The 25,513-nt window shown below is 31.6% G+C and carries 31 protein-coding genes and 1 pseudogene; 24 read left to right on the forward strand and 8 right to left on the reverse strand.

All coding sequences use genetic code 11. The features are described 5' to 3' along the window. Nucleotides 1-346: 346 nt before the first annotated feature. The 3 genes from P2Q73_RS08305 to P2Q73_RS08315 are packed head-to-tail and all read left to right on the forward strand — an operon-like array spanning nt 347 to nt 1,608. Nucleotides 347-928: a TetR/AcrR family transcriptional regulator gene (locus tag P2Q73_RS08305; RefSeq protein ID WP_056831853.1), complete on the forward strand. Its 582-nt coding sequence runs from the start codon at nt 347-349 to the stop codon at nt 926-928. A gap of 23 nt (nt 929-951) precedes the next feature. Continuing rightward, nucleotides 952-1,293 carry a DMT family transporter gene (locus tag P2Q73_RS08310; protein ID WP_275785776.1) on the forward strand — a complete coding sequence of 114 codons (342 nt, stop codon included), beginning with the start codon at nt 952-954 and terminating at the stop codon, nt 1,291-1,293. Next, nucleotides 1,294-1,608 (forward strand): DMT family transporter, encoded by a 315-nt coding sequence (locus P2Q73_RS08315; protein ID WP_053588990.1) that lies wholly within the window; start codon nt 1,294-1,296, stop codon nt 1,606-1,608. It abuts the gene before it with no gap. A 310-nt stretch (nt 1,609-1,918) separates the two neighbouring features. Here P2Q73_RS08315 and P2Q73_RS08320 read toward each other — a convergent pair whose 3' ends face one another. After that, nucleotides 1,919-2,059, reverse strand: coding sequence for a hypothetical protein (locus tag P2Q73_RS08320; protein ID WP_156316741.1), 141 nt, complete (start codon nt 2,057-2,059; stop codon nt 1,919-1,921). Between the two features lie 688 nt (nt 2,060-2,747). Between P2Q73_RS08320 and P2Q73_RS08325 the strand changes: the two genes are divergently transcribed. Then, nucleotides 2,748-3,062 carry a hypothetical protein gene (locus P2Q73_RS08325; RefSeq protein ID WP_053588992.1) on the forward strand — a complete coding sequence of 105 codons (315 nt, stop codon included), beginning with the start codon at nt 2,748-2,750 and terminating at the stop codon, nt 3,060-3,062. Between the two features lie 253 nt (nt 3,063-3,315). Beyond that, nucleotides 3,316-3,909: a hypothetical protein gene (locus P2Q73_RS08330; RefSeq protein WP_275785781.1), complete on the forward strand. Its 594-nt coding sequence runs from the start codon at nt 3,316-3,318 to the stop codon at nt 3,907-3,909. A 91-nt stretch (nt 3,910-4,000) separates the two neighbouring features. Here the strand turns inward: P2Q73_RS08330 and P2Q73_RS08335 are convergent, their stop codons facing one another. Further along, nucleotides 4,001-4,735: a YqcI/YcgG family protein gene (locus P2Q73_RS08335; RefSeq protein ID WP_275785784.1), complete on the reverse strand. Its 735-nt coding sequence runs from the start codon at nt 4,733-4,735 to the stop codon at nt 4,001-4,003. A gap of 169 nt (nt 4,736-4,904) precedes the next feature. On the opposite strand from P2Q73_RS08335, the gene P2Q73_RS08340 reads away from it, so the two are divergent. From P2Q73_RS08340 to P2Q73_RS08380, 9 genes and pseudogenes are all read left to right on the forward strand, one after another. Beyond that, on the forward strand, nt 4,905-5,759 hold the full coding sequence (locus tag P2Q73_RS08340) for a dimethylarginine dimethylaminohydrolase family protein (protein WP_275785786.1): 855 nt from the start codon (nt 4,905-4,907) through the stop codon (nt 5,757-5,759). A gap of 517 nt (nt 5,760-6,276) precedes the next feature. Then, nucleotides 6,277-6,543, forward strand: coding sequence for a CPCC family cysteine-rich protein (locus tag P2Q73_RS08345; protein WP_056831863.1), 267 nt, complete (start codon nt 6,277-6,279; stop codon nt 6,541-6,543). A gap of 29 nt (nt 6,544-6,572) precedes the next feature. Next, entirely contained in the window at nt 6,573-6,890 is a 318-nt protein-coding gene (locus P2Q73_RS08350; RefSeq protein WP_275785789.1) for a hypothetical protein, read from the forward strand. A gap of 84 nt (nt 6,891-6,974) precedes the next feature. Continuing rightward, nucleotides 6,975-7,061 (forward strand): annotated as a pseudogene (locus P2Q73_RS08355) (class I SAM-dependent methyltransferase); the annotation flags it as partial. Between the two features lie 273 nt (nt 7,062-7,334). Then, a complete protein-coding gene (locus tag P2Q73_RS08360; protein ID WP_275785791.1) occupies nt 7,335-7,946 on the forward strand; it encodes a CPBP family intramembrane glutamic endopeptidase in 612 nt (203 codons plus the stop codon). Nucleotides 7,947-8,162: 216 nt separating this feature from the next. Continuing rightward, a complete protein-coding gene (locus tag P2Q73_RS08365; protein ID WP_275785794.1) occupies nt 8,163-8,846 on the forward strand; it encodes an HAD family hydrolase in 684 nt (227 codons plus the stop codon). Between the two features lie 279 nt (nt 8,847-9,125). Next, nucleotides 9,126-9,893 (forward strand): GNAT family N-acetyltransferase, encoded by a 768-nt coding sequence (locus P2Q73_RS08370; protein WP_275785796.1) that lies wholly within the window; start codon nt 9,126-9,128, stop codon nt 9,891-9,893. 420 nt (nt 9,894-10,313) lie between these two features. Further along, on the forward strand, nt 10,314-10,622 hold the full coding sequence (locus P2Q73_RS08375; RefSeq protein ID WP_275785799.1) for a hypothetical protein: 309 nt from the start codon (nt 10,314-10,316) through the stop codon (nt 10,620-10,622). A 225-nt stretch (nt 10,623-10,847) separates the two neighbouring features. Then, nucleotides 10,848-11,483 carry a LysE family translocator gene (locus tag P2Q73_RS08380; protein WP_053589003.1) on the forward strand — a complete coding sequence of 212 codons (636 nt, stop codon included), beginning with the start codon at nt 10,848-10,850 and terminating at the stop codon, nt 11,481-11,483. Between the two features lie 116 nt (nt 11,484-11,599). On the opposite strand, the gene hpaB is transcribed toward P2Q73_RS08380, so the two are convergent. Then, complete coding sequence (gene hpaB / locus P2Q73_RS08385; protein WP_275785802.1) at nt 11,600-13,051, reverse strand: 4-hydroxyphenylacetate 3-monooxygenase, oxygenase component; 1,452 nt, start codon at nt 13,049-13,051, stop codon at nt 11,600-11,602. 206 nt (nt 13,052-13,257) lie between these two features. On the opposite strand from hpaB, the gene P2Q73_RS08390 reads away from it, so the two are divergent. Together P2Q73_RS08390 and P2Q73_RS08395 are read left to right on the forward strand one after the other, a co-directional pair. Further along, entirely contained in the window at nt 13,258-13,839 is a 582-nt protein-coding gene (locus P2Q73_RS08390) for a DnaD domain protein (protein ID WP_275785805.1), read from the forward strand. Nucleotides 13,840-13,981: 142 nt separating this feature from the next. Further along, on the forward strand, nt 13,982-14,299 hold the full coding sequence (locus P2Q73_RS08395) for a hypothetical protein (protein WP_275785807.1): 318 nt from the start codon (nt 13,982-13,984) through the stop codon (nt 14,297-14,299). 294 nt (nt 14,300-14,593) lie between these two features. Here the strand turns inward: P2Q73_RS08395 and P2Q73_RS08400 are convergent, their stop codons facing one another. From P2Q73_RS08400 to P2Q73_RS08410, 3 genes are read right to left on the reverse strand one after another with little or no spacing between them, the layout of a single operon-like run. Beyond that, nucleotides 14,594-15,721, reverse strand: a complete 1,128-nt coding sequence (locus P2Q73_RS08400; protein ID WP_275785810.1) for a Ger(x)C family spore germination protein — start codon at nt 15,719-15,721, stop codon at nt 14,594-14,596. Further along, nucleotides 15,718-16,830 (reverse strand): GerAB/ArcD/ProY family transporter, encoded by a 1,113-nt coding sequence (locus P2Q73_RS08405; protein ID WP_275785813.1) that lies wholly within the window; start codon nt 16,828-16,830, stop codon nt 15,718-15,720. Before P2Q73_RS08405 ends, P2Q73_RS08400 begins: the two co-directional genes overlap by 4 nt. 5 nt (nt 16,831-16,835) lie before the next feature. Next, the gene (locus P2Q73_RS08410; RefSeq protein WP_275785816.1) at nt 16,836-18,359 is read right to left on the reverse strand and encodes a spore germination protein; all 1,524 of its coding nucleotides are present in this window, start codon (nt 18,357-18,359) and stop codon (nt 16,836-16,838) included. Nucleotides 18,360-18,810: 451 nt separating this feature from the next. Between P2Q73_RS08410 and P2Q73_RS08415 the strand changes: the two genes are divergently transcribed. Together P2Q73_RS08415 and P2Q73_RS08420 are read left to right on the forward strand one after the other, a co-directional pair. Continuing rightward, nucleotides 18,811-19,761, forward strand: coding sequence for an MBL fold metallo-hydrolase (locus P2Q73_RS08415; protein WP_481747151.1), 951 nt, complete (start codon nt 18,811-18,813; stop codon nt 19,759-19,761). A gap of 88 nt (nt 19,762-19,849) precedes the next feature. Then, nucleotides 19,850-20,227, forward strand: a complete 378-nt coding sequence (locus P2Q73_RS08420) for a hotdog family protein (protein ID WP_056831888.1) — start codon at nt 19,850-19,852, stop codon at nt 20,225-20,227. 106 nt (nt 20,228-20,333) lie between these two features. Here the strand turns inward: P2Q73_RS08420 and P2Q73_RS08425 are convergent, their stop codons facing one another. Further along, entirely contained in the window at nt 20,334-20,513 is a 180-nt protein-coding gene (locus P2Q73_RS08425; RefSeq protein ID WP_275785822.1) for a DUF4083 family protein, read from the reverse strand. A 294-nt stretch (nt 20,514-20,807) separates the two neighbouring features. On the opposite strand from P2Q73_RS08425, the gene P2Q73_RS08430 reads away from it, so the two are divergent. Further along, the gene (locus P2Q73_RS08430; RefSeq protein ID WP_275785825.1) at nt 20,808-21,680 is read left to right on the forward strand and encodes a YitT family protein; all 873 of its coding nucleotides are present in this window, start codon (nt 20,808-20,810) and stop codon (nt 21,678-21,680) included. Nucleotides 21,681-21,850: 170 nt separating this feature from the next. On the opposite strand, the gene P2Q73_RS08435 is transcribed toward P2Q73_RS08430, so the two are convergent. After that, nucleotides 21,851-22,273, reverse strand: coding sequence for a protein-disulfide isomerase (locus tag P2Q73_RS08435; RefSeq protein ID WP_275785828.1), 423 nt, complete (start codon nt 22,271-22,273; stop codon nt 21,851-21,853). Nucleotides 22,274-22,604: 331 nt separating this feature from the next. Between P2Q73_RS08435 and P2Q73_RS08440 the strand changes: the two genes are divergently transcribed. The 5 genes from P2Q73_RS08440 (at nt 22,605) to P2Q73_RS08460 (ending at nt 25,475) form a co-directional block, all read left to right on the forward strand. Continuing rightward, nucleotides 22,605-23,048: a hypothetical protein gene (locus tag P2Q73_RS08440; protein WP_275785830.1), complete on the forward strand. Its 444-nt coding sequence runs from the start codon at nt 22,605-22,607 to the stop codon at nt 23,046-23,048. 78 nt (nt 23,049-23,126) lie between these two features. After that, nucleotides 23,127-23,642 carry a shikimate kinase gene (locus P2Q73_RS08445; protein ID WP_481747152.1) on the forward strand — a complete coding sequence of 172 codons (516 nt, stop codon included), beginning with the start codon at nt 23,127-23,129 and terminating at the stop codon, nt 23,640-23,642. A gap of 185 nt (nt 23,643-23,827) precedes the next feature. Next, nucleotides 23,828-24,136: a putative quinol monooxygenase gene (locus P2Q73_RS08450; RefSeq protein ID WP_275785836.1), complete on the forward strand. Its 309-nt coding sequence runs from the start codon at nt 23,828-23,830 to the stop codon at nt 24,134-24,136. 222 nt (nt 24,137-24,358) lie between these two features. Then, the gene (locus P2Q73_RS08455; RefSeq protein WP_275785838.1) at nt 24,359-24,832 is read left to right on the forward strand and encodes a YjdJ family protein; all 474 of its coding nucleotides are present in this window, start codon (nt 24,359-24,361) and stop codon (nt 24,830-24,832) included. Nucleotides 24,833-24,977: 145 nt separating this feature from the next. Next, complete coding sequence (locus P2Q73_RS08460) at nt 24,978-25,475, forward strand: GNAT family N-acetyltransferase (protein ID WP_275785841.1); 498 nt, start codon at nt 24,978-24,980, stop codon at nt 25,473-25,475. Nucleotides 25,476-25,513 lie beyond the last annotated feature (38 nt).

A 25,513-nucleotide genomic window follows, 5' to 3' on the forward strand; every position in this document is an offset into this window, starting at 1 on the left:
CTCATAACCAACAGATTTAAACAAATTTACTTTAATTGACTTTGCCAAGGGTGAAGTTAAATCCTTAAAGTCTTTTGAATAGGATGTCCAATTTAACCATGATAGACTCATTGGGAATTTAGAATTTGGATCTGTATTAGTTACATAGAGGAGATTATATCAGTTATTATGTTAATATTTATATTGCTTATAGTGTAGTTCTCAAAATGATTGTGAATCTCAGAAATGAGGTTCACTTCATTTTTTCCACTTTATGAATCTTTTATAGGTACTAACAGAAGAATTTGTTGACAGGATTTAAAATGTTTGTTATTTTTAACTGACGAACGTTCGGAAGGGTGATAGTATGACAATAAATAGAATAAAAGAAGTTGCGCTTAACCGATTTGCCCAGAATGGATATGATGGAACATCAATGGCTCACATTGCTGATGAGGTAGGAATAAAAAAACAATCTATTTACACATACTTTAAAGGAAAAGACGAGCTTTTTCTTGATGTTTGTAACGACGTGTTTGCTAATGAATTAAGAATAGTTACCAATTTTATTGACGGTAACAAGAAGCTTCCTATTAAGGATTTCTTATTTAATTTTCTGTTGCATTATAAAGAGCAATATGAAAAAAATGGCTATACTAAATTTTGGCTTCGTATATCGTTTTTTCCTCCTACTCATCTCTATAATGAAGTCATGAAATATGTATATGAATACTTAGACAAGGTAGAAGAACTACTAGTTCCAATTTTAGGAGAAGCAATCATAAAAAAGGAAATTAGCTCTTCAATTGAAGCTAAGAAAGCTACAGTAGCATTCTTAGGGGTATTAGATGGAATTTTTGTAGAAATGTTATATGGTGGCCCTGAGCGTTCGAATAAAAGATTAGATGCTTCTTGGTATCTTTATTGGCGTGGATTATCGAAGGATTAAGAAGCTTTACGGAGGGAAACTATATGAATCGAAATTGGTCACTTGTAATTATTGCTGGTGTTATTGAAATTTTTTGGGCAATGGGTTTGAAGTATTCAGATAACTGGATTTCTTGGCTTGTGATTGCCTTCCTAATATATTTGTCATTTGTCGTGTTACTAAAAGCTTTACAAACCGTACCAGTTGCCTCGGCGTATGCTGTCTTCACTGGAATTGGTACAGCTGGAACCGTTGTGGTAGAGATGATTGTATTCGGAGAACCATTTAGTTGGACTAAAATATTTTTTATACTTTTGCTATTAGCTGGTGTAATTGGTTTAAAATTAATCACCACCGATTCAAGCGAGAAAGATGGTGTAGCATAAATGGATTGGGTATACCTTATTTTAGCTGGATGTCTTGAGGTTATAGGAGTTATAGGTTTGAACAGAGTCATTAAATACAAGAACATTCAATCATATGTAATCTTAATTGTTGGTTTTATATTAAGTTTTAGTTTTCTGGCATTAGCAATGAAAACTCTCCCTATGGGACTATCGTATGCAGTTTGGACAGGTATAGGAACAGTAGGGGGAACACTTGTAGGAATGTTTATTTATGGAGAATCTAAGGATTGGAAACGAATTGCATTTATAGGCATGATTGTAGCTGCAGTAATTGGGTTGAAACTGACTTCCTAAAAGAAATTATATAGAACTATTGGAATTAAAGAATGGAGCTCTAACTTGTCGAATTAAAATATTTGATGAAATTTCAAAGTGAAAAACTAAGTTCGTAAATATGGAATATTCGCAATGAGTAATATATTTTAATACAGAAAGAGATACTACCTTATTTCAAGGTGTATCTCTTTTTACAATTGAGTTTCAATAATGATGGAGTTGTCAGTTTAATATACATAGCGTTTGACCATATCATAATTTAAATGAACAAGAAGTTATTACTGAGTATTAAATCATACTATAGTTGCATGTATGTTAAATAGTTGTATTAGCAATTTTGTTGGTTATTATTTTGTACGTTTTTACGTTTAGTTTGATTTAAATCTTGTTCTTCCGCGAATTCTTCCCGATTGTTTTTTCTTGAATTAGGTTCTTTCTTTTTAAAGTTTGGTTTACTTTTCTTTGTCATGGTATCGTCACCTCCTAGAGTTTAATGTGCTCTGTAAAGATGGTCTTATTCAAAATGAATAGTTCTTTACAATGCTTAATGAAATTGGAAAAGATTCATTAGAAGATAATATTTTTAAACGGACTAGTTAAGGAATTTTTGTTATCAAGGGTTGCTAAGGCATCTTTTTATTATTGAGCTAACGGGATAAGTTAGTTGAAGAGGAAGGGATTTTTGAAAAGAAGTAGAAGTACTTATTATATGGAAAATTATACAAGTGTCGAGTAAGTAAATTAGAAATGGAAGTGAATCAATGTTAGTTAAAGGTCATATTGTCAGTATGCCTAAGATTTATTGGGTCATATTGATACCTATCTTCTTAGGGGTGAGTTACTATAATATTTTTTTTGATTGGATTTGCAACACTATGGTGTAATTGAACTAGAAGATTTTGGGCTATATGTGTTTGTCTTATGTCTAAGTTTTTGCCAATGCTTTATTTACATTTTATTTATTCGGTTAGCAGTGACTACTATATAAAGACTTCAACATAATTAGAGCTATTAGGAAAGAAGTGATCTTAGTAAACAAAAGTGTTTTTTCTACATAAAGTGGAGACTTTTTTTCACGGACGGGTCGTTAGTTCAAGTGTGTTGATTAATTTTGGGTACACCCAATCTATTAAGGTTTTCCTAAAAGGAGTAAATGTATGAAAAAATCTCGTAATTTCTTATTAATTATTGTTACTGCTTTAATTGGTTTTTTTATCTTATTCTATTTTTTAAATCAAAACGCTGTTATTGAATCTAAAACCGAAAACATTCAAGTAATTAGTAAAGGTAAAACTTCTGAAGAAAAGTGGATAGTCCTTTCAAATAATAATAAGATCTACATAGAAGATTTTAGTATATGGGCTTTAATTGAAGAAAATCAAAATTACACTATAGTTTATGATTTAATGAAAAAAACAAAAAGATACAAATTAATAACAATTGTACCGGGGGATTATAATGGACAATTTTAGGATATTAATATTTTTCTTATTCAACTAACAAGTGCTTTAGTGAAAGATCATAGAGTTGCTATATGTAGCTCTTTTTTCTTATTGAACTAAAGGGGCAGCTTAGCTGATGAAGGGATAATTAGGGAGATATAGAATATAAAGTATAAGGATTATTATTTTGAACAGAAACACTATTAAAAATTTTAGTACATGGTCATATTGACAAGTTATAGAGTTGTTCAATCGATTTTTTTCCTTAGCATAGGGGGAAGGAATGAAAGGGGTATTTCATTTGAAATCTAATATTCTTATCTTTGTATTTTTAACTTCACTATTATTTATCACTGGTTATACGCTAAGTAATTCCGTACAAACATATGATACAAATAATGAAAATGTAATCAGTATAGTAGACGAGAAAGTTTTAAAAATTGATGACTCAGAAGAAGAGTTTTCTTATTTAACCGACTTATCGGAAGAAGAATTAAAGTCTTATAAATTATTTACCCAGGAATATGATACAAATTATATAAAAGGTTTTTCACCAGAAAAGATTATGCTTATATACATTCATTCAGCAGTTATAGATGATATAGAAGCAATCTATTCGTTGGTTTATATTGATGGGGAGTTACTTGATTTCGATACTTTTAAAAAAATATATTACCAAAATCTTAACATATCCAACTTGGAAATGGCTTTAGATTTCAGATATTATGACACAATCAAAATAAAACAAGAAGACAGTAATGGATTATTAGTTGAATTAACGGTTAGTTATGGAAGGTTCACAGCTTCAACATTAATGGAATTAAAAAAAGAAAATGATATATGGAAAATTGTTCTCCCCCACTCGTTCAAAAAGTGAGCACTTTAAGCAGAGTATTCTCTATTTTAACTTGTCTTTTCTCCATTTTATTTTCCACAAAAAAATCCCCTATGAAAATGGGGACTTGCTTTTATGCTTGTGATTTATGGTGGAATGGACATTTTCCTTGAATTGGCTCAATATCATCACCAATAAAGAATTGCTTCCATTCATTATGCGTCGGGTCGCCGAAGTGACCGATATCTGGATGTTTAGGCAGCTGATCCCAAGCTTCTACACGTTTACGAACTTTTTCACGTGACATTATACCGCCTTTTTCAGTTCCTTCTAATCCTTCAAAAATCTTGCGAGGCTGGAATCCAAGAACCATCGCATTTCCTAAATGACGTGTCTTTCGCTTCTTATATGCAGGAGCATTTCCGAACACGAAGATTGGCTCTCCATTGAATCGGAAATCCCATAAATAGTGTTCAGGGTCGCGAGGGCTGTCTTCCGGCCATTCAACTTCATCGACCTCATGTAAGTATTGGAGAATCTCCCAAAATTGCTTTCGATAATCTGCGAGAGAACCCTCTTGCTCAAAAGGCTCTACAAATACAAAAAGACCGTGTCTCTTATAGTTTGGTAGTTTAAATAAATCTAGAAAGCCTTCTAGTGCAAGAGGTAGATTACTCCAGTCGTCTTGATTGATATATGCATAGCGGAGCTCGCCTTTCAGTTCGCCACTCATTCCAAAAAAACATGGAAACGTTTTATCCGTTACCGTGTTATGAAAGGTTTCGTATTCTTTATAGAGCCAATTCGGCAAGTCTTTTCTAGTATGAAAATCTTCTTTTGTTAATAAAGCTCGTTCCTTCGTAATCATACAATCGCCTCCACTATCTTTATTCACACATCTCGTTATGTCTAGTCTTTACCCCATCCTAAATTTCCTGAAACAACGAAGTTCAAATGAAAAAAATTCACAAATAGGTTATGAAATGAAAAATCAAGGGAATAAAAAAGGAATGAATTAAGAAATTGGAGGATGACTTATGGTGAAAACAATTCAAAATCAATCTCAAATACATTGTCAAAGTGAATATGGAACACTTCAAAAAGTCGTATTATGTGAACCTCAATACATGGAAATTAAAGAAGTGATTAATGATGTTCAAAAAAAATATATAAATGATAATATTGACCGTTCACTTGCTATTTCGCAGCATCAGATATTTGAACAAACATTACGGAATGAAGGTGTAGAAGTGATTAAACTACGACCAAGTAAAGACCACCCTGAACAAGTCTTCACTAGAGATATTGGTTTTACTTTGGGTAATCGTTTATTTATTTCCGAAATGGCGAATCCGATTCGTAAGGGCGAAGAGGAAGTATTAGCTCATTGGATGAATGAACATGACATTTCGTTTAAGAAGCTTTCAACGCATCCCATTGAAGGTGGAGATGTGATTGTAGATGGCAAGCGTGTATTTATTGGAATTAGCCATCGTACATGTATGAAAGCTATTCAAGCTTTGCAAAATGAATTACCTGATTTTGACATTCTACCTATTCCTTTTAAACCAAATTATTTGCATCTAGACTGTGTGTTCAATATTCTTTCCAAAAAAGATGCGTTGATTTATCCTGATGCGCTCGATCCAAAAATCGTGGACCGTTTATCGAGCATGTATAATTTAATCGAAGTGAGCGAAAGTGAGCAGTTCTCCATGGGTACGAATGTGTTGTCTATTGGTCATAATCGAGTGTTTAGTTTACCAATAAATCGTGACGTGAATCATCAGCTGAGACAGCATGGATATCAAGTGTTGGAGGTCGATTTCTCGGAAATCATTAAATCAGGTGGATCATTCCGATGTTGTTCAATGCCAATTGTGCGCCATTAAGAAAAAAGTCAATAGCATCTTTATAGGAGACTATGCTATTTTATGCAATGAAAAACCCTTTAGAATTTGTTCTAAAGGGTTTTTCTGATTATTTATTCCGTTTTCTTGCTATTAATACAGTACCTATGTACCTTTAAGAATCGACATAATTACACAAATTTAGATTTAGAGAAAAACTGTCACAGGGGTAGTAAAATATAATGATAAAGTACATTTGTCTGCAATTGTGAATGATCAAAATAACAAAACAAAGGTAATAGAGGAATTGCTCAATTAACATAACCTTTTAAAAGAGAAACTAAATTGAAAATATTAAATCAGAAGCTGAATTTATAATCAAAAATGGAATAACAAATCCAAAAGTATATTACACTAATCGTTAATTTTATATTAAACAAACGGTGCTTCACTTGAAGAGCGTTGAGCTGCTTACCTGGCTCTATTTCATTGAAGTAAAAGAGAAGGTTAGTTGAACAAGAAAGTATGGTAAAATCAAAAAAATTATTGAGGTGATTGTATGAAATACACTTGTCCTTGCTGTGGCTATAAAACATTAGATGAAGAAACGCCAAACACTTATGAAATTTGTGAAATATGTTTTTGGGAAGATGATGGTGTTCAATTTAGAGACGCTGATTATGAAGGTGGGGCAAATGATGTTTCGTTAAGACAAGCACAACTAAACTACATTATATTTGGGGCATGCCAAGAAGGCTCAATCGAATTTGTGAGAAAGCCGAACGAGAAAGATGTAGTAGACCCTGATTGGAAACAGTTAATTTAGAGTGTTATTAAGCCTAGGAGGAGTACATCGTGAGAAATAAAAAAATACTCGGTTTATCTTTTTTATTTATAAGTTTGCTATTCTTTGCCGGTTGTTCCGATTATCAAGAAGACTTCACTTTCACAGGAACTGTTGAGGAGATAGTTGTTGAAGATAAAATACTGGTAATGAAAGAATACGATGCACCTGAAAGTAGAAAAGAAGGAAATGTATATGAAATCCCAGTTGACAAAGTTGAAAGGTACATCGTCGGACAAAAACTGGAAGTAACAGTCTTTTCCAATATTGATGTAGATGTTTGGGATTTGGACCATATGAAATTCGAAATAGAAGCAATTGATAACTAGACTATCTTAATCATCTACCGGGATAGGTTAGTTGAAGAAGGTATTTCAACATTCAATAAAGAATTTCTGTAAGGCGTGAAAACATTGACTAGAATTGAATTTATTCGAAATGAAGAGAAGAAATATCACGATTATTGTTACGATAACTATAAATTATTTGAAGAAGGTTCTTAGTTATACAAACCTGTAAAAACGGTAACTGGGTTGCGTATGCAAATCTTTATTCTTATTGAACTAACGTAGCAGTTTAGTTGAAGAAGGATATTTCTGTATCCATATAGAATTAGATACAAACTGAATGATAATCTGAGAGAGTACATTAAAAGTAGTTCCTTTTATTTTATTCAACTAAAGGGGGGAGTCTAAAAATATTCTAGTAATAGAGAGATAATTAGGACAGGAGAGTTAAAACTGGTAAATATAAAAAAAATATGTTTAATTGCAATGATAGTTATGACTGCTGTTTCATTTGCAAATTTTTTAGGATTTAGTATTGCTGGGATATCAGTTATTATTGGTATTGCGTTTTTCTTTATTAATAGTAATTTGGAAAAAAATGTTTCTACTGACACTGGACTAAATGCAAAATCAATAGGAACGTGTCTGAAAAACAAAACAATTTATTTTTGGATTTTTTTACCACTGATTTTGAATGTTGTTTGTATTGTGTTGGCAAAATTAATTTTGCCCGAATACATAGAACATCTTTATGGAAGAACGGAGTTTGTTGTTTCGTTAGATAAGATAATGTTTCTCGTCTTCCAGCTTGCTATTTTAGCATTGGGTGAAGAAATTGCGTGGAGGGCTTTTTTTCAAAAGCAATTGAGTAAAGCACTACCAATAATACCTACTTTAATTATTACATCCATAATATTTGCATTTGCTCACATTGTGGAGGGGAGTATTGTTGTAGTCGCTTATGATATTTTCTTTATCTTTATAAATAGTGTTTTATATGGTGTGATATTTTATAAAACAAACAATGCGTGGATAAGTGCTATTTCGCATTTTATTGCTAATTTATTTAGTATTATTGTAATTTCATTTTTGTTGTGATGTGACTTTGAGATCTTTTTGCTAGTCATATTCTTAATACAGTACGTATGGTTTATTAAGTGCAATATTAACAATCGGAGGGCGTTGATCCAAGAAGGGATTGAGGCTCTTTTTGTTGAACTTATTGAACTAATGGGACAGGTTTGTTGTATAAGTTTTTTAAATAAACTATCAAAATACAGAAAGAAATAATATCGCTTATAAAGGAGGATTAAAATGAATCAAACAAAAAATGAAGTGAAAGTAATTTTCTTTGATGCTGGTGGTGTTCTTTTTGATACTTTTTTAAAAGGAGATGACAGAATAAGGTATATATTGCTGGAAAGAGGTTATCAAAAATCAAAAATTGATGTTGCTATTATGAAGGCAAAACAAATTAAACTGACTTTCATTTCGAATTGGAATGAAGAAGAACAATACTATAAGCGTTATTATGGAACTATTGCAAAAGAGCTTGGAGAAATTGAACTAACAAATGAATTATTCTTATTTACCCATTTTGCTGGTCACTGTGAGCTGTTTCCAGAAGTAAAAGGGTTGCTTGAGGAACTAAGTAAAGAGTACAGATTAGCTGTTATTTCGAATGCAATGCCAAGTATGGACTGGATATTTGATAGGTTAGGAATTCGTAAATATTTTGATTCTATTATTCTTTCTGCCTTTATAAAAGAAGAAAAACCAGGAGGAGCAATTTATAATATCGCGCTTAATCATGCAAAAGCGATAAAAGAAGAAAGTATATTTATAGATGACAAAATTGAAAATATTGAAGGAGCCGAACGAGTTGGGATAAGAGGAATTCACTTAGATAGAAATAGGGTGAATTTGTTAGAATTGCTAAGTGAACAACAGCTTATCCAAAATACCATTAAAAATTTTAAGAATGAAATTACAAACTAACCTTATTTAACTACCATGAAAAGAAGGTTCTTCAAAAAAAGAAAAATGATAATATAAAAAAAGACCCTACTCAAACGGTAAAAAAAGAGGAGAGCGTTAATTTCAGTAGATTGGATTAAGGTCAACTTTAGTATTGTCACGTCTTACCCATTTTCATTATCTTAGGTGCAGCAAATATATTGTGCTGCATGGATGGCTAACTGGTCAGGTTAGTTGAGAAAGTTATTTATAGAATAATATCGAACTAATAAATATGCAGGTTGAAAGGGTGATTGTATATTGTCTCAAATTTCGATGGTGGAAAACCTTTTAAAAGATTCATTTAAAGTAATTAATGGCATGCCTCAATATATTGGGATAGAAGAGAGAGAGAAAACAGAATATAACCATAATAACTGGAAAGATAAGATAAATACTTTAAATGACTTTGCTATAAAGCATAAGCTTAACAGAATTAGTGCTTTAATTAACAGATCTTCGGTACACTATTTGAGTCTTTCACAAATGCTAATTAACTTCGGATTTGAAAAGTATGCGTCAAAAGTTGAAGTATTAAGAGACTTAAAAGATATTAATAACAATAAAAAAGGATATGAATGGTATTCATTAAGTGACTATAAAATATCTGAAGATGAATTTAAGAGGATTTGGGAGAAATGTATGTATGGGTCTGAAAACTCTCCAACTTCATTTACAATGGATGAACATCTAGACTCTTTGAAAAATGAAATAGGGGAGAATTGGAGTAAATCTTGTAATGTCATTTATTTGGAAGACAAACTCATTGGTATATCTATCCCTCACATAGAAAGTGGCACTGTATATGAAGGAAGGTTATATTATTTCGGAATTTTACCAGAAGAGCGAGGGAAAGGACATAGTATACATATACACTATCAGTCCATGAATTTATTAAAGCAAATGGGAGCGACCTATTACATAGGAATTACACATGAGACCAATAAAAAAATGCAGAAAGTATTTTTAAAAAATAAGTGTTCAATAAAGGCCAAAACAGAATCCTATTATAAATATATAATTAATTAATTAATTAATTTATTCATTGATTATTAAACTACCATGAAAATAAATTTCTTCAAGAAAAGAAAAATGACACTTGAACTAACGGGTGCTTTAGTTGAAGAACAGTGATTTGCAATGCAGCTCTTTTTTCTTAATCAATTAAAGGGACAATTTAGTACAATATGCAGGTATATTTGGAAAGAGTGAGGAAGTATTTATTATACGTTAAATATTATAAGAAATAATATATATAAATTTACTAACTAATGATGGTTTATTATCCAAGTAAGCCATAAAGGAGGGTTAGCTATTTTCCAAATCAATAGTAGAAATTTATCGTTTTCGTTATTGATTTATTTTTGTTTAATAACAATACTTTTACTTTTAACACTGAAAACCAACTTCAATTTGACTGGTTATAATTACTACTTGAATGAAGAATCGATGATACTAACGATTGAAGAAGGGTTTGTAAAAAAAGAAAAGTACAATGTGCAAGGTACTGCAATTCAAGCTATAAAAGTTATGTTACCAATTAACCAAGCAAATGAGATGTGGAAACTTAACATTTATTTACTCTCGCTTTTTATAACAGTCTTTTTTGTATTATTTTTGAAACCTTTGAGACCGAAGAAAAACTTGAAAATGTATATTGCATTATATTTTTTATTCCTTATCACCTTTATTATTTGGGATATATACGTTCACAAAGAAATAAGTGAAGAAATAACAAATACTATAAATAGTTTATAAAGATAGGATGACATTTGTTAGAAAATAACCACTTATATAATGTTCGAAATATGTATGTAGCCAGTTAGTTATTTTCTTGTTCAACTAACGGGACAGTTTAGTTATACAAGGAGATATAACACCTTGAATAGATTGAATATTATTACATTTACTAATATAATAGTAGAATCAAACGGAGAATAAAACGGAAAAATAAAAGAAAGTAAAAGTTAATGAGGGTTTTATTTGTTTGTGCTATTTTTAACATATGTTTTACTTGGACTTTCTATTGCTCTACCTATTGGTACAGTTACAATAGAAATGACAAAACAAGGTCTTAAAAACGGATTTATGCATGGATGGATTGTCGGTCTTGGAGGAATGACGATTGATTTAGGTTTGATTTTACTTCTTTATTTCGGCTTAGCTTCTGTACTATCCATGCCCATCGTTCAAATTACGATGTGGTTGGTAGGTGCTTTATTCTTATTTTTTATTGGCTATGATAGCATAAAAACTGCTGACCATAATATCTCAGTAGCAGGAGAAAAGTCAACAAAATCACTGAAGTCTTCTTACTTTAATGGGTTACTTGTAGCTATATCACCTGGTAATTTAGTCTTTTGGGTAAGTATTTTTGGTACAGTATTAGCGGACTCGTTTGATTCATCCAATACCTTTAAATTCCTTATTGTTGGTGCAGGAATACTTACAGGAATTCTTATTCATGACATAGTTTTAATGACAATTGTTGCAGGTACGAGAAAGGTACTAAATCCTACATATATCAAATGGGTTTCTATTTTAACTGGACTTGTATTAATAGGATTTGGTATAAAATTTCTCTTTGAATTTTATAAAAGTATTCAAGGAGCTTTTTAATGAAAGAATAAGTGTTATAGGAGATATTTTCACCAAAAACATGGACAATTTTTTTTGTAATAAAGAAGAACCATTCCTCATTTAAGGAATGGTCCTTTAAGTCAATAATAAATTAGTTACTCTTCATTTTTTAAATTTAAGAAATTACTAATTACCTTTACATATTCATTTTTGGGATATTTCTTATATAAATCACTAGCTAATCGAATTGGGTCACCAAAAAAGTATCGCTCATATTGGGTTTGTCTTGTTCCGAATGCACTCATTGTTAGATCCCAAGCTAAACGAAATATTTTTACACGTTCCTCTGCGGTCTTAGTTGCTCCTTGAAGATAAAAATCTAAGTCATTTCTAACAATAGAATGGAATGCTTTTTCGGTTGGCAATGTAATCATTCCACTAGCTCCAATTAACTGGATAATTTCAGTGAAACGAGGATAAATTTTAGGAAAAATGTTACCAGCAACTTGAAGCGGGAAAATTTCTGGACGCATATATCCCCATTCATCTAATTTTGCGTTATTCTCTGATTTTTCTAACAAGGCTTTCATCGTCTCAAGACCAATGATGATTTCTGACATCTTTTCTTGAATATGTTGATACTCGCTAATATTAATCGTTTCGATAAGAAGCTCAGCAATACCTAAGATAAACTCTGTTTTTACAATTTGTCTAATCAATACTTGGTGCTTAGTAAAAGGATGGAAAGAGCTTTGAATTGGGAATTCTTCAGCTACTTCTGCATTGTTGTAATAAAATACTCTATTCCAAGGTACTAACACATTGTCAAAGACAACGATAGAATCCATTTCTTCGAACCGCGAACTTAATGGATGATTAAAAGGAGATTGTCCGCCGATGAACGTGTCCCTACAAATAAACTTTAATCCTTTTGTGTTAGATGGGATCGAAAAAGCAAAAGCTTCATCTTCATTAAATAGAAATTTACCTACGCTAAATACTAATACTTCATCTGTTAATCCACCTTGTGTAGCAAGAAGGCGGGCACCTTTAACGATAATTCCTTCTTCATTTTGATCAATTACTTTTGCTGCGATTGGCTCATCCGTATTTTCATAGTAGATATAAGAACGATTCACTTGTGGAGAAATAAAGGTATGTGCAAACGACAGATCATTTTCCCTAGCAAATTCATAAAATGCTTGCAGATTGTTTGGAAAACATTTGTCCTTATTATTTAAAAAGGATACGGAAGAGGCGAAGCTCATTAAAACAGTGTTCAAATAATCTGGGCTTCTTCCCATGATTCCCCCTGAATACCTAGCCCAATGTTCAATCATCTTTCGTCTTCTTATTAAGTCCTCTTTCGTTTTTGGTTGCAAATAGGAAAGACCAATAAGCTCTCCTGATACTGGGGAAATAAAAGTCATCTCATCTTTTATTTTTGGGTCATGTTGCAAATCATAAAGATTCGCTTTGGACTGAATTAGTCCCTTGAAGACAGGTTGTTCAGATAGCAACCCCTCCATTTTTTCACCGTCGTACCAAATATCATTGTTTAGCTGATTTAATCTGTTAATGAAATCTTTTCCATTAATAGCCCCCATGCTGCACTCCCCACTTTAATCGATATTTATATAAAATTATTCGATTATAGCTGTATTAACAAGTTAAGTCGTCAAATATCTATAGCTATTACTATAATTATTTTATGTGACTAGAGCATGCTATTATTACTTCGTCAACTAACGGAGCAGGTTAGTTCAATAAGAGGATTTACTGGAATATTACAACTGAATTAAGGAGGAAAGGAATGACCAAAGGTAAAAAGCGAGATAAAAAAATGCACCGAATAACTTACAAAGAATCATATAAAGAAGTAAAGGAAATGACAATTGAAGAATGGAATGCAAAACTTGAAGAAAAAAATAAGGCTAAAACAGGGATGATAAAAGATAAAAGACGATGGAAAAAAGTACAAGGGAAAGTAATACATGGGACGACACCAGAAGAACGATTTCAAGAAATACACGGAATGACAATAGAGGAATGGCACGAAGAACAATTCAAAACTAAAATGGGAATGACATCCAGTGATTGGTATATAGAACAAGTTAAATCATCATCACCGATTGACTATTTTAAATTACAGAACGGTACTATTACAGAGGAAGATGTAAAGCTTGTGAAGGATTTGCAGGAGTTAGGATTAAATGATGACGTGATAAATGTTTTATTAAGTTATGTTGTAGCTGTTAGTAATTTTGGACTCATTCACTCATTGATTAATGAAATGGGTGAATACTGGATCGAAGAAAATATATTAACTGTTGAGAAGGCAATTGTCTTTGTTAGGGAAGAACATAAGAAGTACAAAGAGTCATCAGAGAAATAATTATTAAATGAAACTTGTAAATCTATAAGCAATCAAATGGTATTCTATAAACAGGGGATATTATTAACCTTATAGTGCTAATGCTGCGTTAATTCAAAATACTAAAGGTCTTTATATTTGTGAAAAAAAGGGGACAAAATAAGTGTATGTAAAAATTTATCAATATCATATTCAAAAAGAAAAAGCAGAAGAGTATTTATACATGCAGCAAAAGGTGACTGCAATATATGAGAGATATTTAGATGTACATATTATGTTTTTAAATAGTCAAGACGATGTCACTAAATGGGTAGAGATTGCTAGATATAAAGATGAAGAAGAATACATAAAAAGTATAAATATCATTAATCATGAAAAAGAAATAAAAGAGCTGTTCGCATTATTCCAGTCTTTTTTGGTTGCTGATAAGAGTGAGGTCCAAGAAGAGAACTTTTTAGAAAGAATAGTGAAAAAGATGTAAAATACTTACTTTATAAGTATAAACTTTTATTGAATTAAAAGGACAGGATCTAATACGAAAGTGAACGGAACAACTATCCTCACAGGAAATTCAGATATACAAGACCCTAAAAGTTCATATCAAAGGGTTAAGAATATGTAGACATCTACTTTCTTAATAGACGTTCTGTAGGAGGAGTCTTTTAAGAAGAAACCACCAACCTACATAGAGGATGATGGTTTTCTTGTTAATAGATGTACTGCTGTTTTTCTTTGGACTTAAAGGGCAGATAATTTCCTTTGATTTTTAATCCGATTATTCAAATACTCCGTTTCTAAGTATCGTAAAATCTACTTTGATATTTACTTTCATTTCTTTAAACAACTCGTGCCACTTTTCTTGAGTAAGTTTAGAGTTTCTAACAGAGCTTCTATATGATTCCCCAAAACCAAAAACATCTGAATTAATTTTTTGTCCGTATTTTATTACTCTTGACATTTCACGAGATAAATTCTTACTTATAGCTTGTTCAAGTTCTGCCACTATTTTCGGGTCTCCTATGTTTAGATCTGACTTAATTTCTAATAATCTTCCTTTAATGGTAATGTGCAAGTCGAATTCAGGAGTATTCGAATTAACTAGTTTCAATTTTCTGTTCGTCTTAACTGTATCAAATGCTAAAGGAATCTCACTAACAGTATTCTTCCTTAAAGAAGTTGGAATATCTTCTTCTTGTAACTTAGTTTCAAAAATTCCATGTTCGTAATTTTCTCTTATCATCTTTACATAAAAACTATCTTCAGCGGAGAGTCTGCCTGCCATATTACCATCTTTAAAGAGAGCTATTCCCGATATTTCAACGAATTCCTCCTCTTTTTTGATAATTGGCATAACAATGTTTCTACCGGATGAATAATAATCACGTGCTACTTCATGAAGGGTCGATGAAATCATGTGTTCAGATTCAATGTTTTGTGCTAATAATCTAAATATATGTTGACCAATATCCTCGATATTTTCATATTGATATTCAAGTAAGGTGGTCATTGGACCTTCGACGACTGCCATATAAATACCATTACTAACACTAGGGTTTTCTAAGTGTGAATCAATGTAATGATGAATATCATTCTTTGCTAGCTCTTCGCTGAATAAAACAACTCTCATCTGACCGACCATAATTTTTTTGGATAGCTTGCGATTGGTTTTTGCACGTGCACCTTTACTTGTTTCGTCTTCAGTGGTAACAACTTCAACATTACTTTGAAATTCTGGATTTACTTCACGAATAACTGCGGTAGTTTTCATTTTATTATCTTCACTGCCCAAATCATAGCCCACTAAAGTGGTTAACCCAACTCTATCGAGAATATTTGTCTCTGCACACCCGACCAAAGTAATGAATAGAAGCAGTGTAATAATATAGAAGTTCAACTTTTTCATTCCTCTTGCTCCTTTTTTGTTGTGAATTTCTTTTTCACCACAGCGACCAAGTATAAGAAAATAGGGTATACAAATACAATATAAAAAGCAACTTTGGCAAACTGATTGTTAATCGTATTGATTTGAATTCTACTTTGAACAACTAAAGTGCCTATAAGAATAATAAAGGAAAACAACCAAACGAATTTATTTCCACTTATTTTTACTATACGTGTGACCCCTCTATAAGCAGCCCATAGGTAAAGACATAGGTTCGGTATAATAATCAACATCCAGTAACAAACCGCAGCAAATTCAAAACGTTCAATAAATGGAAAACTGATAAAACTAAATAGGGTTAAAGTTGCCCAAACTGTTTTAAGTAACTTTCCTTCGCTATAGTATGTAAGCGAAACCAACATAACAGAAAGATAAACAAATGTAGTGGCTAATAAAGCTAGATGAGCATGCTTCTTAACCTTTTCTTTTTCCTTTATATAAGGATAAATAATATTAAGAATTTCGAATCCAATAATAGTGAAAGTCATGGAACGTGCTCCATTTAAAATAGAACTAATTTTTGTTTCCAAAATTGGCAAAAGGTTAGCAGCTGTTGAAAATTCAAGAGGGAATATCAACATTGGGAGAAGCCATATAGACAGTATAATGCTAAAAAAAGAAACTCCCACAATTACACGGAGTCCACCCGTAAAGGCGTAAATTATGATTAACAGCAACGTGGAGGAAATGAACCACGTACTTAAACCCGGAAAAATCCATGTATGAATTACTTCAATATAGTTACGCAGTATGGAAAAGAATGCCATGGCACAATAAAAAATATAGGTAGCATTCAATAAATTTCCAAAAAACTTCCCAAAAACATCTTGATGGATTCCATAGAGGTCATTGGAACCATACAATTCTAACGTTTTTATCATGAAAAAAACGACAATATGTGTGGCGAATCCTGCAATAAGAACAGAAATCCAAGCATCATGTCTTGCTTCTTGATAAACTATACGTTGAAAACCCTGTATCCCAACACCAATTTGAGCGCTATGAATAACAAAGAAAAGTAAATAAGCATTAAGCATATCTTTAGGACTGACTTGTAAGGAACTTTTCATTCATGTCACCTTTTTTCAGGATTTATAGGCTCTGAATCGAATTTTTCTGTATCCTCTGCTCTTGTACTGGTAGGCCTTTTGGATGTAAATGGTATAGGCATACGGATAATACTATCTCTCCAGTCTTTTAAACGAGGAGGATAGAAAGGTGCAGTATATGGAGTACCCAAGCTAGATTGACGTAATAGATGAATGAGGATAAAACAAAAAGCTAGCATTATACCAATAAATCCCCAAAATCCTGCTAATATTATTATTGGGAATCTAAGGACTCTAATAACATTACCCATCATGTAACTAGGAGTTGTAAAAGATGCCAATGCACTTAATGCAATAATAATGATTAATATATTACTGGTAATTCCAGCTTGTACAGCTGCAGTTCCAATTACAATACCACCAACGATACCAATTGTTTGCCCAATCTTTGTCGGAAGTCGCCCGCCAGCTTCTCTTAGTAATTCAATAATAAGTTCTAACAATAATGCTTCAAATATGGGAGGGAAGGGTACCAAAGCTCTTGACTCACTTAGTGGAACCAAAAATGCTTGCGGAATAACTTCGTAATGAAAAGTCAATGCAGCAACGTATATTGGAGTCAAAAAAATGGATAAAAAAACGGCACTAAACCTTAATAATCGTAAAAAAGTTGCAATTTGCCATCTAAGATTTTGATCCTCTCTACTTTGAAAGAACTCTATAAACGATTGAGGGCAAATGATTGCCATGGAACTACCGTCAACAATGACTCCTACTTTTCCGATTACTAGTGAATCGCAAAACCTATCAGGTCTTTCAGTAAGAAGCATTTGAGGAAAGATTGACATTGAATTATCATCAATCATTTCTGCTAGAACTGCACTATCTATTAATGCATCTAATTCGAGGCTTGTAATTCTCTGTCTTAACGAATTGATTATATGATCTGAGGCTATTCCATTCATGTATAGTAGAGTAACTGTTGTGTTTGTACGTTTGCCAATTTTGAATTTTTCCAAATTAAGATCTGGACTCACTATGTATCTTCGGACAAGAGATACATTTGTAGAAAGGCTTTCATTGAATCCGACTTGAGAACCAATTACTTGAGATTCATTTTCCGGTGCTGATAAACTTCGCGACTCCCTTTTAGCGATAGTTGCTAGTACAACTTGAGAGTGTCCTTCAACATGAATCAGTACTGTTCCATTCATCATTGAAAGTATAGCTTCATCAAAATGATTTGTCATTTTTACTTCAGGTATGGATAGATTAGCTTTAATGCTTACTGGTGAATCTAACTTTTTTTGATATAAGTCTCGAATGATATGTTCATTTAATGTCTGACCATCTACAAGATTATCTATATAAACGATCACAACATTGGGAGGAATATCTTTAACAATCAAATCTGATGGATTGTTTGTTACCTCTCTTATCTCTTGTATAAATACATTCTTTGAGGGAGAAATCGTTTCTAATCTGGTTTCTGTTACTTTCCCTTTTTCGATCGAAGGCTTCTTATTTACGAAAGGTAGTTTAAATTTCATGTCGGCGATAATTCTCCTCTCATTTTTAACTTCATATATAGGATAGGTATTAGAAATAGTATCTATACTTACTACTTAAGATTTCGGATTTTTCATATAAAAAAATCCTGTTCTCATACACTTCCAGACAGTAAGGTACAGGTGGAGACTTGAAATATACCTTTAATAATGTAAAAAGACTTATCACTCTTGAATTAAAGTTGTTTTGTTAAAGATAAATGATAGTTGAACTGCATTTTATAAAAGGAAATCTAGACAATTGTTATTACAATTGCTAAATAATATGTATTAAAACTAACTGGGAGATTAGTTCAATAAGGAGGTATTTTTGAGAGTTTGTTGAAGTAGTAATTGTATGATGTCTTATTTGCAAATTAATTGAGCAAACGTTCGCTCATAATTGTTTAGACATTGATTTAAGGAGGAATAGCTTCTGAAAAAGTCCAGCATTATTTTCTTTGAAAGACAATTTCCAAGTGCAAACATGATTCTTATTAAGGATGAGCACCCCATCCTTATTGATACTGGTTTTGGAAGTGAAGTGAAAGATACAGAAAAATTAATTAAAGAAGCAGGTGTTTCTGCTGAAGAATTACACCTTATTGTGAATACGCACTACCATAGTGACCATGTAGGAGGTAATTTTCATCTTCAAAAGAATTATGGTGTGCCAATTGCTACTCATAAATGGGAAGCCGATTTAATTAATTTTTGTGACCCTGAAGCCTGTAGTGCAGAATGGTTAGATCAGCCTGTAGAACCTTATCGAGTAGATAGGAAGCTTGCTGATAACGATGAGATTAATACAGGAAGTAGAACCTTGAAGGTCTTGCACACACCGGGACATACGTTAGGGCATATTTCTTTATTTGAACCCGAAGAAGAGATATTAATATGCGGGGATCTCTTTCACCAAAATGATATTGGATGGTTAAATATCTTTCGAGAGGGAGTTACATCTATTCAAAGATCTTTAGAAAGTTTGGAACGATTGTCAACGCTCCGGATAAAGCAGGCATATTCAGGACATGGTCCTCAAATAGAGAATCCTCAAGCTGCCATTGAAACAGCAAGGAAACGGTTTGAAAAGTGGCTTAAGATGCCAGAAAAAGTTTCTTGGCATGCCTGCAAGAGGATTTTTTCATTTACATTAATCATTAAAAACGGATTAGCGAAAGAAGAAATCAATAGCTACCTACTTAATTGTGGTTGGTTTCAAGATTATGCGCGCTACTCTTTCCAACTTCAGCCTATAGAATTTATTCAAATTCTGCTCGATGAAATGATTCGTTCCGGAGCTGCAATCTGGCACGATAATCACTTAATCGCCACAGCCCCATACCATGCACCGGAAAAGGAATGGATGGATAAAAATATAAAACCAAAAGAATGGAAAATATAAGATTTTCTTATACATTTAAAGGACAAATTACCAAAACAATTTGTGAAATACATTTATAGTTAAAATTATTTTAAAGGGGGAGATTACTATGCCGTTAAAAGTAGGAGATATAATTACGTTTGAACGGGCTTTTACAATAAGGGATGTTGAATTATTTACAGAAATTTCAGGTGATGAAGGTATTCATCATAGAACCTTAGATGAACAGGGAAGACTTGTAATTCAAGGCTTATTAACTGCAACGCTACCAACAAAAATTGGTGGAGATAACAATGTACTGGCGCGTACAATGAATTTTGAGTTTATAAGACCTGTGTATACAGGGGATATAATAATTTGCGAAGTTAAAATTGAAAAATACGAAAGGCAAGAAAATAATAGAACAACTATTATTGCATCCTTTTTATGTAAAAATCAGCATGAAAAAGAAGTATTAAAAGGAAATTTTGCAGGTGTAATTCTTTAAAATTTTTAAACTTTTTTTTGCTAACAAAGGATAATTAAATAACACATTGGTTAAATCCAATGTGTTTTAAGTATGTTTATTTAAACTATCACTAAAGTGCAGTGTCTTATGAATTTGAACGATCTTTTTCTAGCAAATAAATGATTTTATCTAGTTTTGTTTCAATTTCTTTAGAATGAATATTACGCAGGCTTGAATTTATTAATAGTCTTCGTATTAACAATGAGAAAGAAATTACACCTAACAAAATTAAAAATATAGGAATAAGAGCAAAAATTACATTCATCATAAACCCCCTACAAACAATTTTTCCTAATTATACCATATTTTTTATAACAAATTTTGAAAATCGGATAATGAACACTTTGACAATAATGAGTAATTCAAATTGTAAAGAATCCTTTCTCAATAATGATAAGAGTCTTCTGTAAGAGTCAATTAAGTATTATTAATGTTTATGGTTTTGCGAAAAAGTAATATACTTATATAATAAATAATAGGTTGAAAAAGGTTTTATTAAAAATACATAAATCTTTTGAATATGTATCAATCAAATAACAAATTAAACGGGGAAATTAAAATGAGAACTAACAAAAAGCAAAAGTCCAATTTAAGTAAAATGGTATTTAAAGCAATAATGGTTATTATTGGGGGTTTTATAGCTGCATATGGATTAGAAGCAGTATTAATCCCAAATAATGTATCGGATGGTGGGGTAACGGGAGTAAGCATTGTTGGATCTCAATTATTCGGAATACCCTTAGGAATTCTAATCGCACTATTGAATATTCCATTCATTTTTTTAGGATATAAACAAATTGGTAAAAGCTTTGCAATATTTTCAGTGATCGGAATAGCTTCACTAGCAGTCGGTACTAGTCTCATGCACCATGTGCAAACGATTATTCATGGGGATACATTGTTAGTAACGGTAGTTGGAGGTATTATTATTGGTTTTGGAATGGGGTTAGCATTACGTAATGGCGGAGCATTAGATGGCATCGATATGTTGGCAGTACTACTATCTCGAAAATTACCTTTTGGTACAAGTGATCTAATACTATTCTTAAACACATTTGTCTTTATTGTCGTTTCAACAGTTTTCGGTCTACAAGGGGCTATCTTATCGGCAATAGCTTATTTTATTGCTTCTAAAGTAATTCATATTGTAGAAGTAGGTTTGAGCGGTTCAAAAACTTTTAAAATCATTACAAACCAACCCGAATTAATGGTAGAGACAATTAGAGACCGTTTAGGTCGTGGAGCAACGTTTAATATTGTGCAAGGCGGATATTCAAATGAACAATTCAAAGAAATAACATGTGTAATAAATCGTCTAGAAGAAAGTAAAATGAAAGAAATCATTAGTGATATTGACGTGAATGCTTTTGTCACAGTTTATGAAGTGGCAGAGGTTAAGGGTGGTAACTTCAAAAAGAATGATATTCATTGAATATATAAAAAAGCTATACTTCATTATGAAGTATAGCTTTTTTATAATACAAGATACAGAAAATTAGATGAATAAAAACAGGGAAATGAATATATCCATTTATTCAAATCCTTCTTGGATTAATGGCACTTATCTCTTAAAAAGAGTCCTATTTCATATAAAATTGAACTTTATTCTTCTGAATACTCTTGGGTATAATACTCCATACCTTCCTCATCCACAATAATACGTTCACCAATTTTTTGAAATTCCAATGATACACCATCGTCAGCAGAAATATAATACTTGTCATCTTTTGTCGAGATGTTCACATTTTTAAAATTTTTTAAAAAATGATTACCACTCTTGACCTGTTCGGATTCCAAAATCTTATCTATACTACTTTTCTCTTTTGACTGTGGATCATAATTAGCGCTAATCATTAATTCATCCCCGATAACTACTATTAGCTGACCTCTCCGACTTGTAAAGCCTGAATCTTCAAAATCACTGGCTTTAGCAATAAATTTGGATTCATTTTTTTCTTCCGAGCATGCGACTAATAGAAAGATTAAAGCGATGCTAAAAAATAATAGGGCTATTATCTTCTTCAATAACTTTCCTCCTCTATCTTTTGTATTACAATACGTTATGAGACATTAAAAGTTTCAAATCATTTAATATTCTGTAAATATACAAGCATTTAAATGTAAAAAGTTATTTTTCTCAATTGTCACGATTGTTTAACTAAAGCTACTTCAATCTTTCATATGTTTTGATTCGAATGGAAAATTTTATAATATAAGAAACTTATATTTGTTTAAGCCGTATTAGAAAGGAGGGCGAAGTTTACGTGTCAAAATAAATAGACCAATTGCTGTTTGTCTAAGGCGTAGGTTTAATTAACGTTAAATTTTGACTAATAGCATTAAGGATTTAAATCGTATGATGAGAGTTACAAAACGGTGGGAAATTATGAGAAATAAGAAAACATTTTGTATTATAATTGTAACGTTATTACTTCTAATTATTGTAACAAGTTTAAAATTATCAAAACCTATTAAAATTGAAGATTTATTAACAGAAGAATTCTTGTATGAAGATACGAATATTATTGTTGAAAGTATAAATGGTGTAAACTTCGAAGAAATCAATCTTCCAGATAATAAGAAGAAAGAGTTAATTTCACTCTTTGAAAATGCAGAATTGAATGAGGCTAAAGAACGGTATTCGCCTTTGGATGCAGAATATAAAATATATTCTAAAGTGGACCAAATTTATATATTTGTTGAAGAAAACGTAATTGTATTACCCAAAAAGAATATTAAGTCTTATAAAGTTATTAATAATGATAGTTTTGTAGAAGAAATAGAAGAAATATTACAATAGAATTAATTTCATTATTGTTTGGAGGAATGTATTTTGAAAAAGTTTGTTTTTATATTTGGGCCACAAGCAGTTGGAAAAATGACTGTCGGGCAAGAACTTGCAAAGGTAACAGGCTTAAAGTTATTCCATAACCACATGACTATTGATTTACTAGAGCCATTATTCGGATTTAGTCCAGAAATGTGGAGATTAACACATCTATTTCGGAAGGAAATATTTAATGCATTTTCTAAAAGTAATAATGATGGAATGATTTTTACTAAGGTATGGTATTTCGATCAAAAAGAGGATTGGGACGATATAGAAAATATGTGTCAAACAGTATCTACACATGGTGCAGATATTTATTTCGTTGAATTAGAAGCCAACGTAGAAGAGAGGTTAAAGCGAAATAAGACACCCCATAGACTTGAATATAAACCAACTAAAAGAAATATTGAACAATCGGAACAACATTTAATTAGTACCTTAGAAAGTAATAGATTGAATTCTAAAAAGGGTGAAATTGAAAAGGAGAATTATATAAGAATAGATAATACATACTTGAGTGCAGAAGAGGTGGCTCAAATAATTAAGAAAGAGTTTAAATTATAGTTTATATGTTCAACTTTTTTCTTGTTTATTAACGGTGTAGATTACAACCTTATATAGGATCTTTTCAAAATAAAAAGGATTATATAATAATGGAATAAGTTTTAATTTTTATGTATGGGAATCATAGGAATATAGGACTTCGGTGTAGAAGTTATTAACAGGTAATCAAAATTAAGGAGGAGAATATGAGTAAATTTAGTTTGTTTGGCAAGTTTCTAGTACAAGAAGGTGAACTTGACAAAATGGTAGATATTTTGCTGGAAGCGGCAGAATCAATGAAGAAATTAGATGAGTGCGAGATATATCTTGTAAATACTTCTGAAAACGAACCAAATTCTGTTTATGTTTATGAAGTGTGGAGCAATGAAAATGCCCATAAAGCGTCTCTTCAACTGGAATCTACACAAACATTAATAAAGCGTGCAAAACCAATCATTACTGGAGTTGAGAGAATCAACGCCCTAAAAACAAGGGGCGGGAAGGGTATTTCATAAAATTCTTTTTGGACAAATGTGTTGTATTGTAATAGATGTTGGGTTGCTTAGGCAACTCTTTTTTAATGGAACAGATTAGTTGAAGGAAATTTGAATATTTAGATGGATTTAATGTTACAATTAATGAAAAATAATCCATTTATTTTAAGAGTTATATCAGTAATATTATGTATTGATCAGTATGAATTATCAGAACGAGAAAGGACTATAGGAGGTGGAAAAATGTCTTTTAGAATTATTGTTCAATTATTTGTTGCTCTAATGGTTTTTATAATATCTATTCTTGTTGCGTGGTATGAGGGAAGCCAAATAAGAAATGTTTCTTGGGAGTGGAAATATACTACTATTTTTTCTGAAATGCTAAACGGTCCAGTGAAACAAGCAAGTGATATTTTAACTATTGATTATTTCGTATATGCCGCTAAATTTTTCCCTGCTTTCCCATTGCTTATGTTACTTAGTGGAACTTACCTTTTAATTCTTATAGGTTATTCTTTACTCAAACAAAACAATAAGAAGTTTTCGTATTTCCTAACATGTATTGGGGTTTTGTTCTTGACATTAGGTGGTTTAGTTTCAAATTCTCCAACATACGGCTTAAAATTATTTTTCTACAGTTTTATATTTATTGGGATATCATCAATTGGGATATCGTTGTTAAGACTTTCTAAGAATAAGACTAAAGAAATTTATTAACTCGAATTTCTGCATAAACTATTCTGTATTTAAACGTGTTACATAGTGACGAGCAATTAGTATGTAAATTAGTTGAAGAAGGTTTTTACAAAAGAATGAAGAACTAAATAATAAGTGTTGTTTAGATGAATTTAGGAGTTGAGCTATGTTAATCAGAGATATGAACTTATCAGATATCGATAGAGTCAGATCTATTGCATTTGCTACTTGGAGAAAAACGTATATTGGGTTTATTCCAGAACCTATTCAGGATAAAGTTTTAAAGGACGCTTACTCTAATGAGGAGATGGATAATCGTTTTAAATCCTCTCTAAATTTGATTGCTGAAAATAATGAGGGGATAATGGGATATGCTTTTTTCAAAGGAGCTTTGTCAGACAAAGACGTGTTCTTAGAGTCTTTGTATGTTCACCCTAACCATCAAGGAAAAGGGGTTGGAAAACATTTATTGAGAACTGGACTTTCAAGATTCAAAGATACGAATTCTTTATCTTTAACTGTGTACAAAGGAAATCCTAATATTTCATTTTACGAAAGAGAAGGCTTCAAGGTGATTAAAGAGATCGAAGGCGCATTTTATGGACATCCAGTAATTTTTACATTGATGAAAAAGAATCTGGTCAAATTGGATAATAACGTTTGATACATTTTAATTATCTTTAGCACTTTCAAAATTATTTT

Origin of the sequence: Bacillus sp. Cr_A10 (genome assembly GCF_029222665.1) — a bacterium.
In the GTDB taxonomy this organism is placed as follows: Bacteria; Bacillota; Bacilli; order Bacillales_A; family Planococcaceae; genus Psychrobacillus.

Excerpts from the sequence above, each read along its gene's own strand:
- P2Q73_RS08425 (WP_275785822.1), bottom strand. The coding sequence starts at position 20,513 with ATGAATGTAATTTTTGCTCTTATTCCTATATTTTTAATTTTGTTAGGT.
- P2Q73_RS08320 (WP_156316741.1), bottom strand. The coding sequence starts at position 2,059 with ATGACAAAGAAAAGTAAACCAAACTTTAAAAAGAAAGAACCTAATTCA.
- hpaB (WP_275785802.1), bottom strand. The coding sequence starts at position 13,051 with ATGGGGGCTATTAATGGAAAAGATTTCATTAACAGATTAAATCAGCTA.
- P2Q73_RS08345 (WP_056831863.1), top strand. The coding sequence starts at position 6,277 with ATGAAATACACTTGTCCTTGCTGTGGCTATAAAACATTAGATGAAGAA.
- P2Q73_RS08305 (WP_056831853.1), top strand. The coding sequence starts at position 347 with ATGACAATAAATAGAATAAAAGAAGTTGCGCTTAACCGATTTGCCCAG.
- P2Q73_RS08390 (WP_275785805.1), top strand. The coding sequence starts at position 13,258 with ATGACCAAAGGTAAAAAGCGAGATAAAAAAATGCACCGAATAACTTAC.
- P2Q73_RS08410 (WP_275785816.1), bottom strand. The coding sequence starts at position 18,359 with ATGAAATTTAAACTACCTTTCGTAAATAAGAAGCCTTCGATCGAAAAA.
- P2Q73_RS08455 (WP_275785838.1), top strand. The coding sequence starts at position 24,359 with ATGTCTTTTAGAATTATTGTTCAATTATTTGTTGCTCTAATGGTTTTT.
- P2Q73_RS08335 (WP_275785784.1), bottom strand. The coding sequence starts at position 4,735 with ATGATTACGAAGGAACGAGCTTTATTAACAAAAGAAGATTTTCATACT.
- P2Q73_RS08440 (WP_275785830.1), top strand. The coding sequence starts at position 22,605 with ATGATGAGAGTTACAAAACGGTGGGAAATTATGAGAAATAAGAAAACA.
- P2Q73_RS08445 (WP_481747152.1), top strand. The coding sequence starts at position 23,127 with ATGACTGTCGGGCAAGAACTTGCAAAGGTAACAGGCTTAAAGTTATTC.
- P2Q73_RS08330 (WP_275785781.1), top strand. The coding sequence starts at position 3,316 with ATGAAAGGGGTATTTCATTTGAAATCTAATATTCTTATCTTTGTATTT.
- P2Q73_RS08400 (WP_275785810.1), bottom strand. The coding sequence starts at position 15,721 with ATGAAAAAGTTGAACTTCTATATTATTACACTGCTTCTATTCATTACT.
- P2Q73_RS08315 (WP_053588990.1), top strand. The coding sequence starts at position 1,294 with ATGGATTGGGTATACCTTATTTTAGCTGGATGTCTTGAGGTTATAGGA.
- P2Q73_RS08420 (WP_056831888.1), top strand. The coding sequence starts at position 19,850 with ATGCCGTTAAAAGTAGGAGATATAATTACGTTTGAACGGGCTTTTACA.
- P2Q73_RS08310 (WP_275785776.1), top strand. The coding sequence starts at position 952 with ATGAATCGAAATTGGTCACTTGTAATTATTGCTGGTGTTATTGAAATT.
- P2Q73_RS08450 (WP_275785836.1), top strand. The coding sequence starts at position 23,828 with ATGAGTAAATTTAGTTTGTTTGGCAAGTTTCTAGTACAAGAAGGTGAA.
- P2Q73_RS08405 (WP_275785813.1), bottom strand. The coding sequence starts at position 16,830 with ATGAAAAGTTCCTTACAAGTCAGTCCTAAAGATATGCTTAATGCTTAT.
- P2Q73_RS08460 (WP_275785841.1), top strand. The coding sequence starts at position 24,978 with ATGTTAATCAGAGATATGAACTTATCAGATATCGATAGAGTCAGATCT.
- P2Q73_RS08340 (WP_275785786.1), top strand. The coding sequence starts at position 4,905 with ATGGTGAAAACAATTCAAAATCAATCTCAAATACATTGTCAAAGTGAA.
- P2Q73_RS08365 (WP_275785794.1), top strand. The coding sequence starts at position 8,163 with ATGAATCAAACAAAAAATGAAGTGAAAGTAATTTTCTTTGATGCTGGT.
- P2Q73_RS08375 (WP_275785799.1), top strand. The coding sequence starts at position 10,314 with ATGATACTAACGATTGAAGAAGGGTTTGTAAAAAAAGAAAAGTACAAT.
- P2Q73_RS08360 (WP_275785791.1), top strand. The coding sequence starts at position 7,335 with ATGATAGTTATGACTGCTGTTTCATTTGCAAATTTTTTAGGATTTAGT.
- P2Q73_RS08325 (WP_053588992.1), top strand. The coding sequence starts at position 2,748 with ATGAAAAAATCTCGTAATTTCTTATTAATTATTGTTACTGCTTTAATT.
- P2Q73_RS08430 (WP_275785825.1), top strand. The coding sequence starts at position 20,808 with ATGAGAACTAACAAAAAGCAAAAGTCCAATTTAAGTAAAATGGTATTT.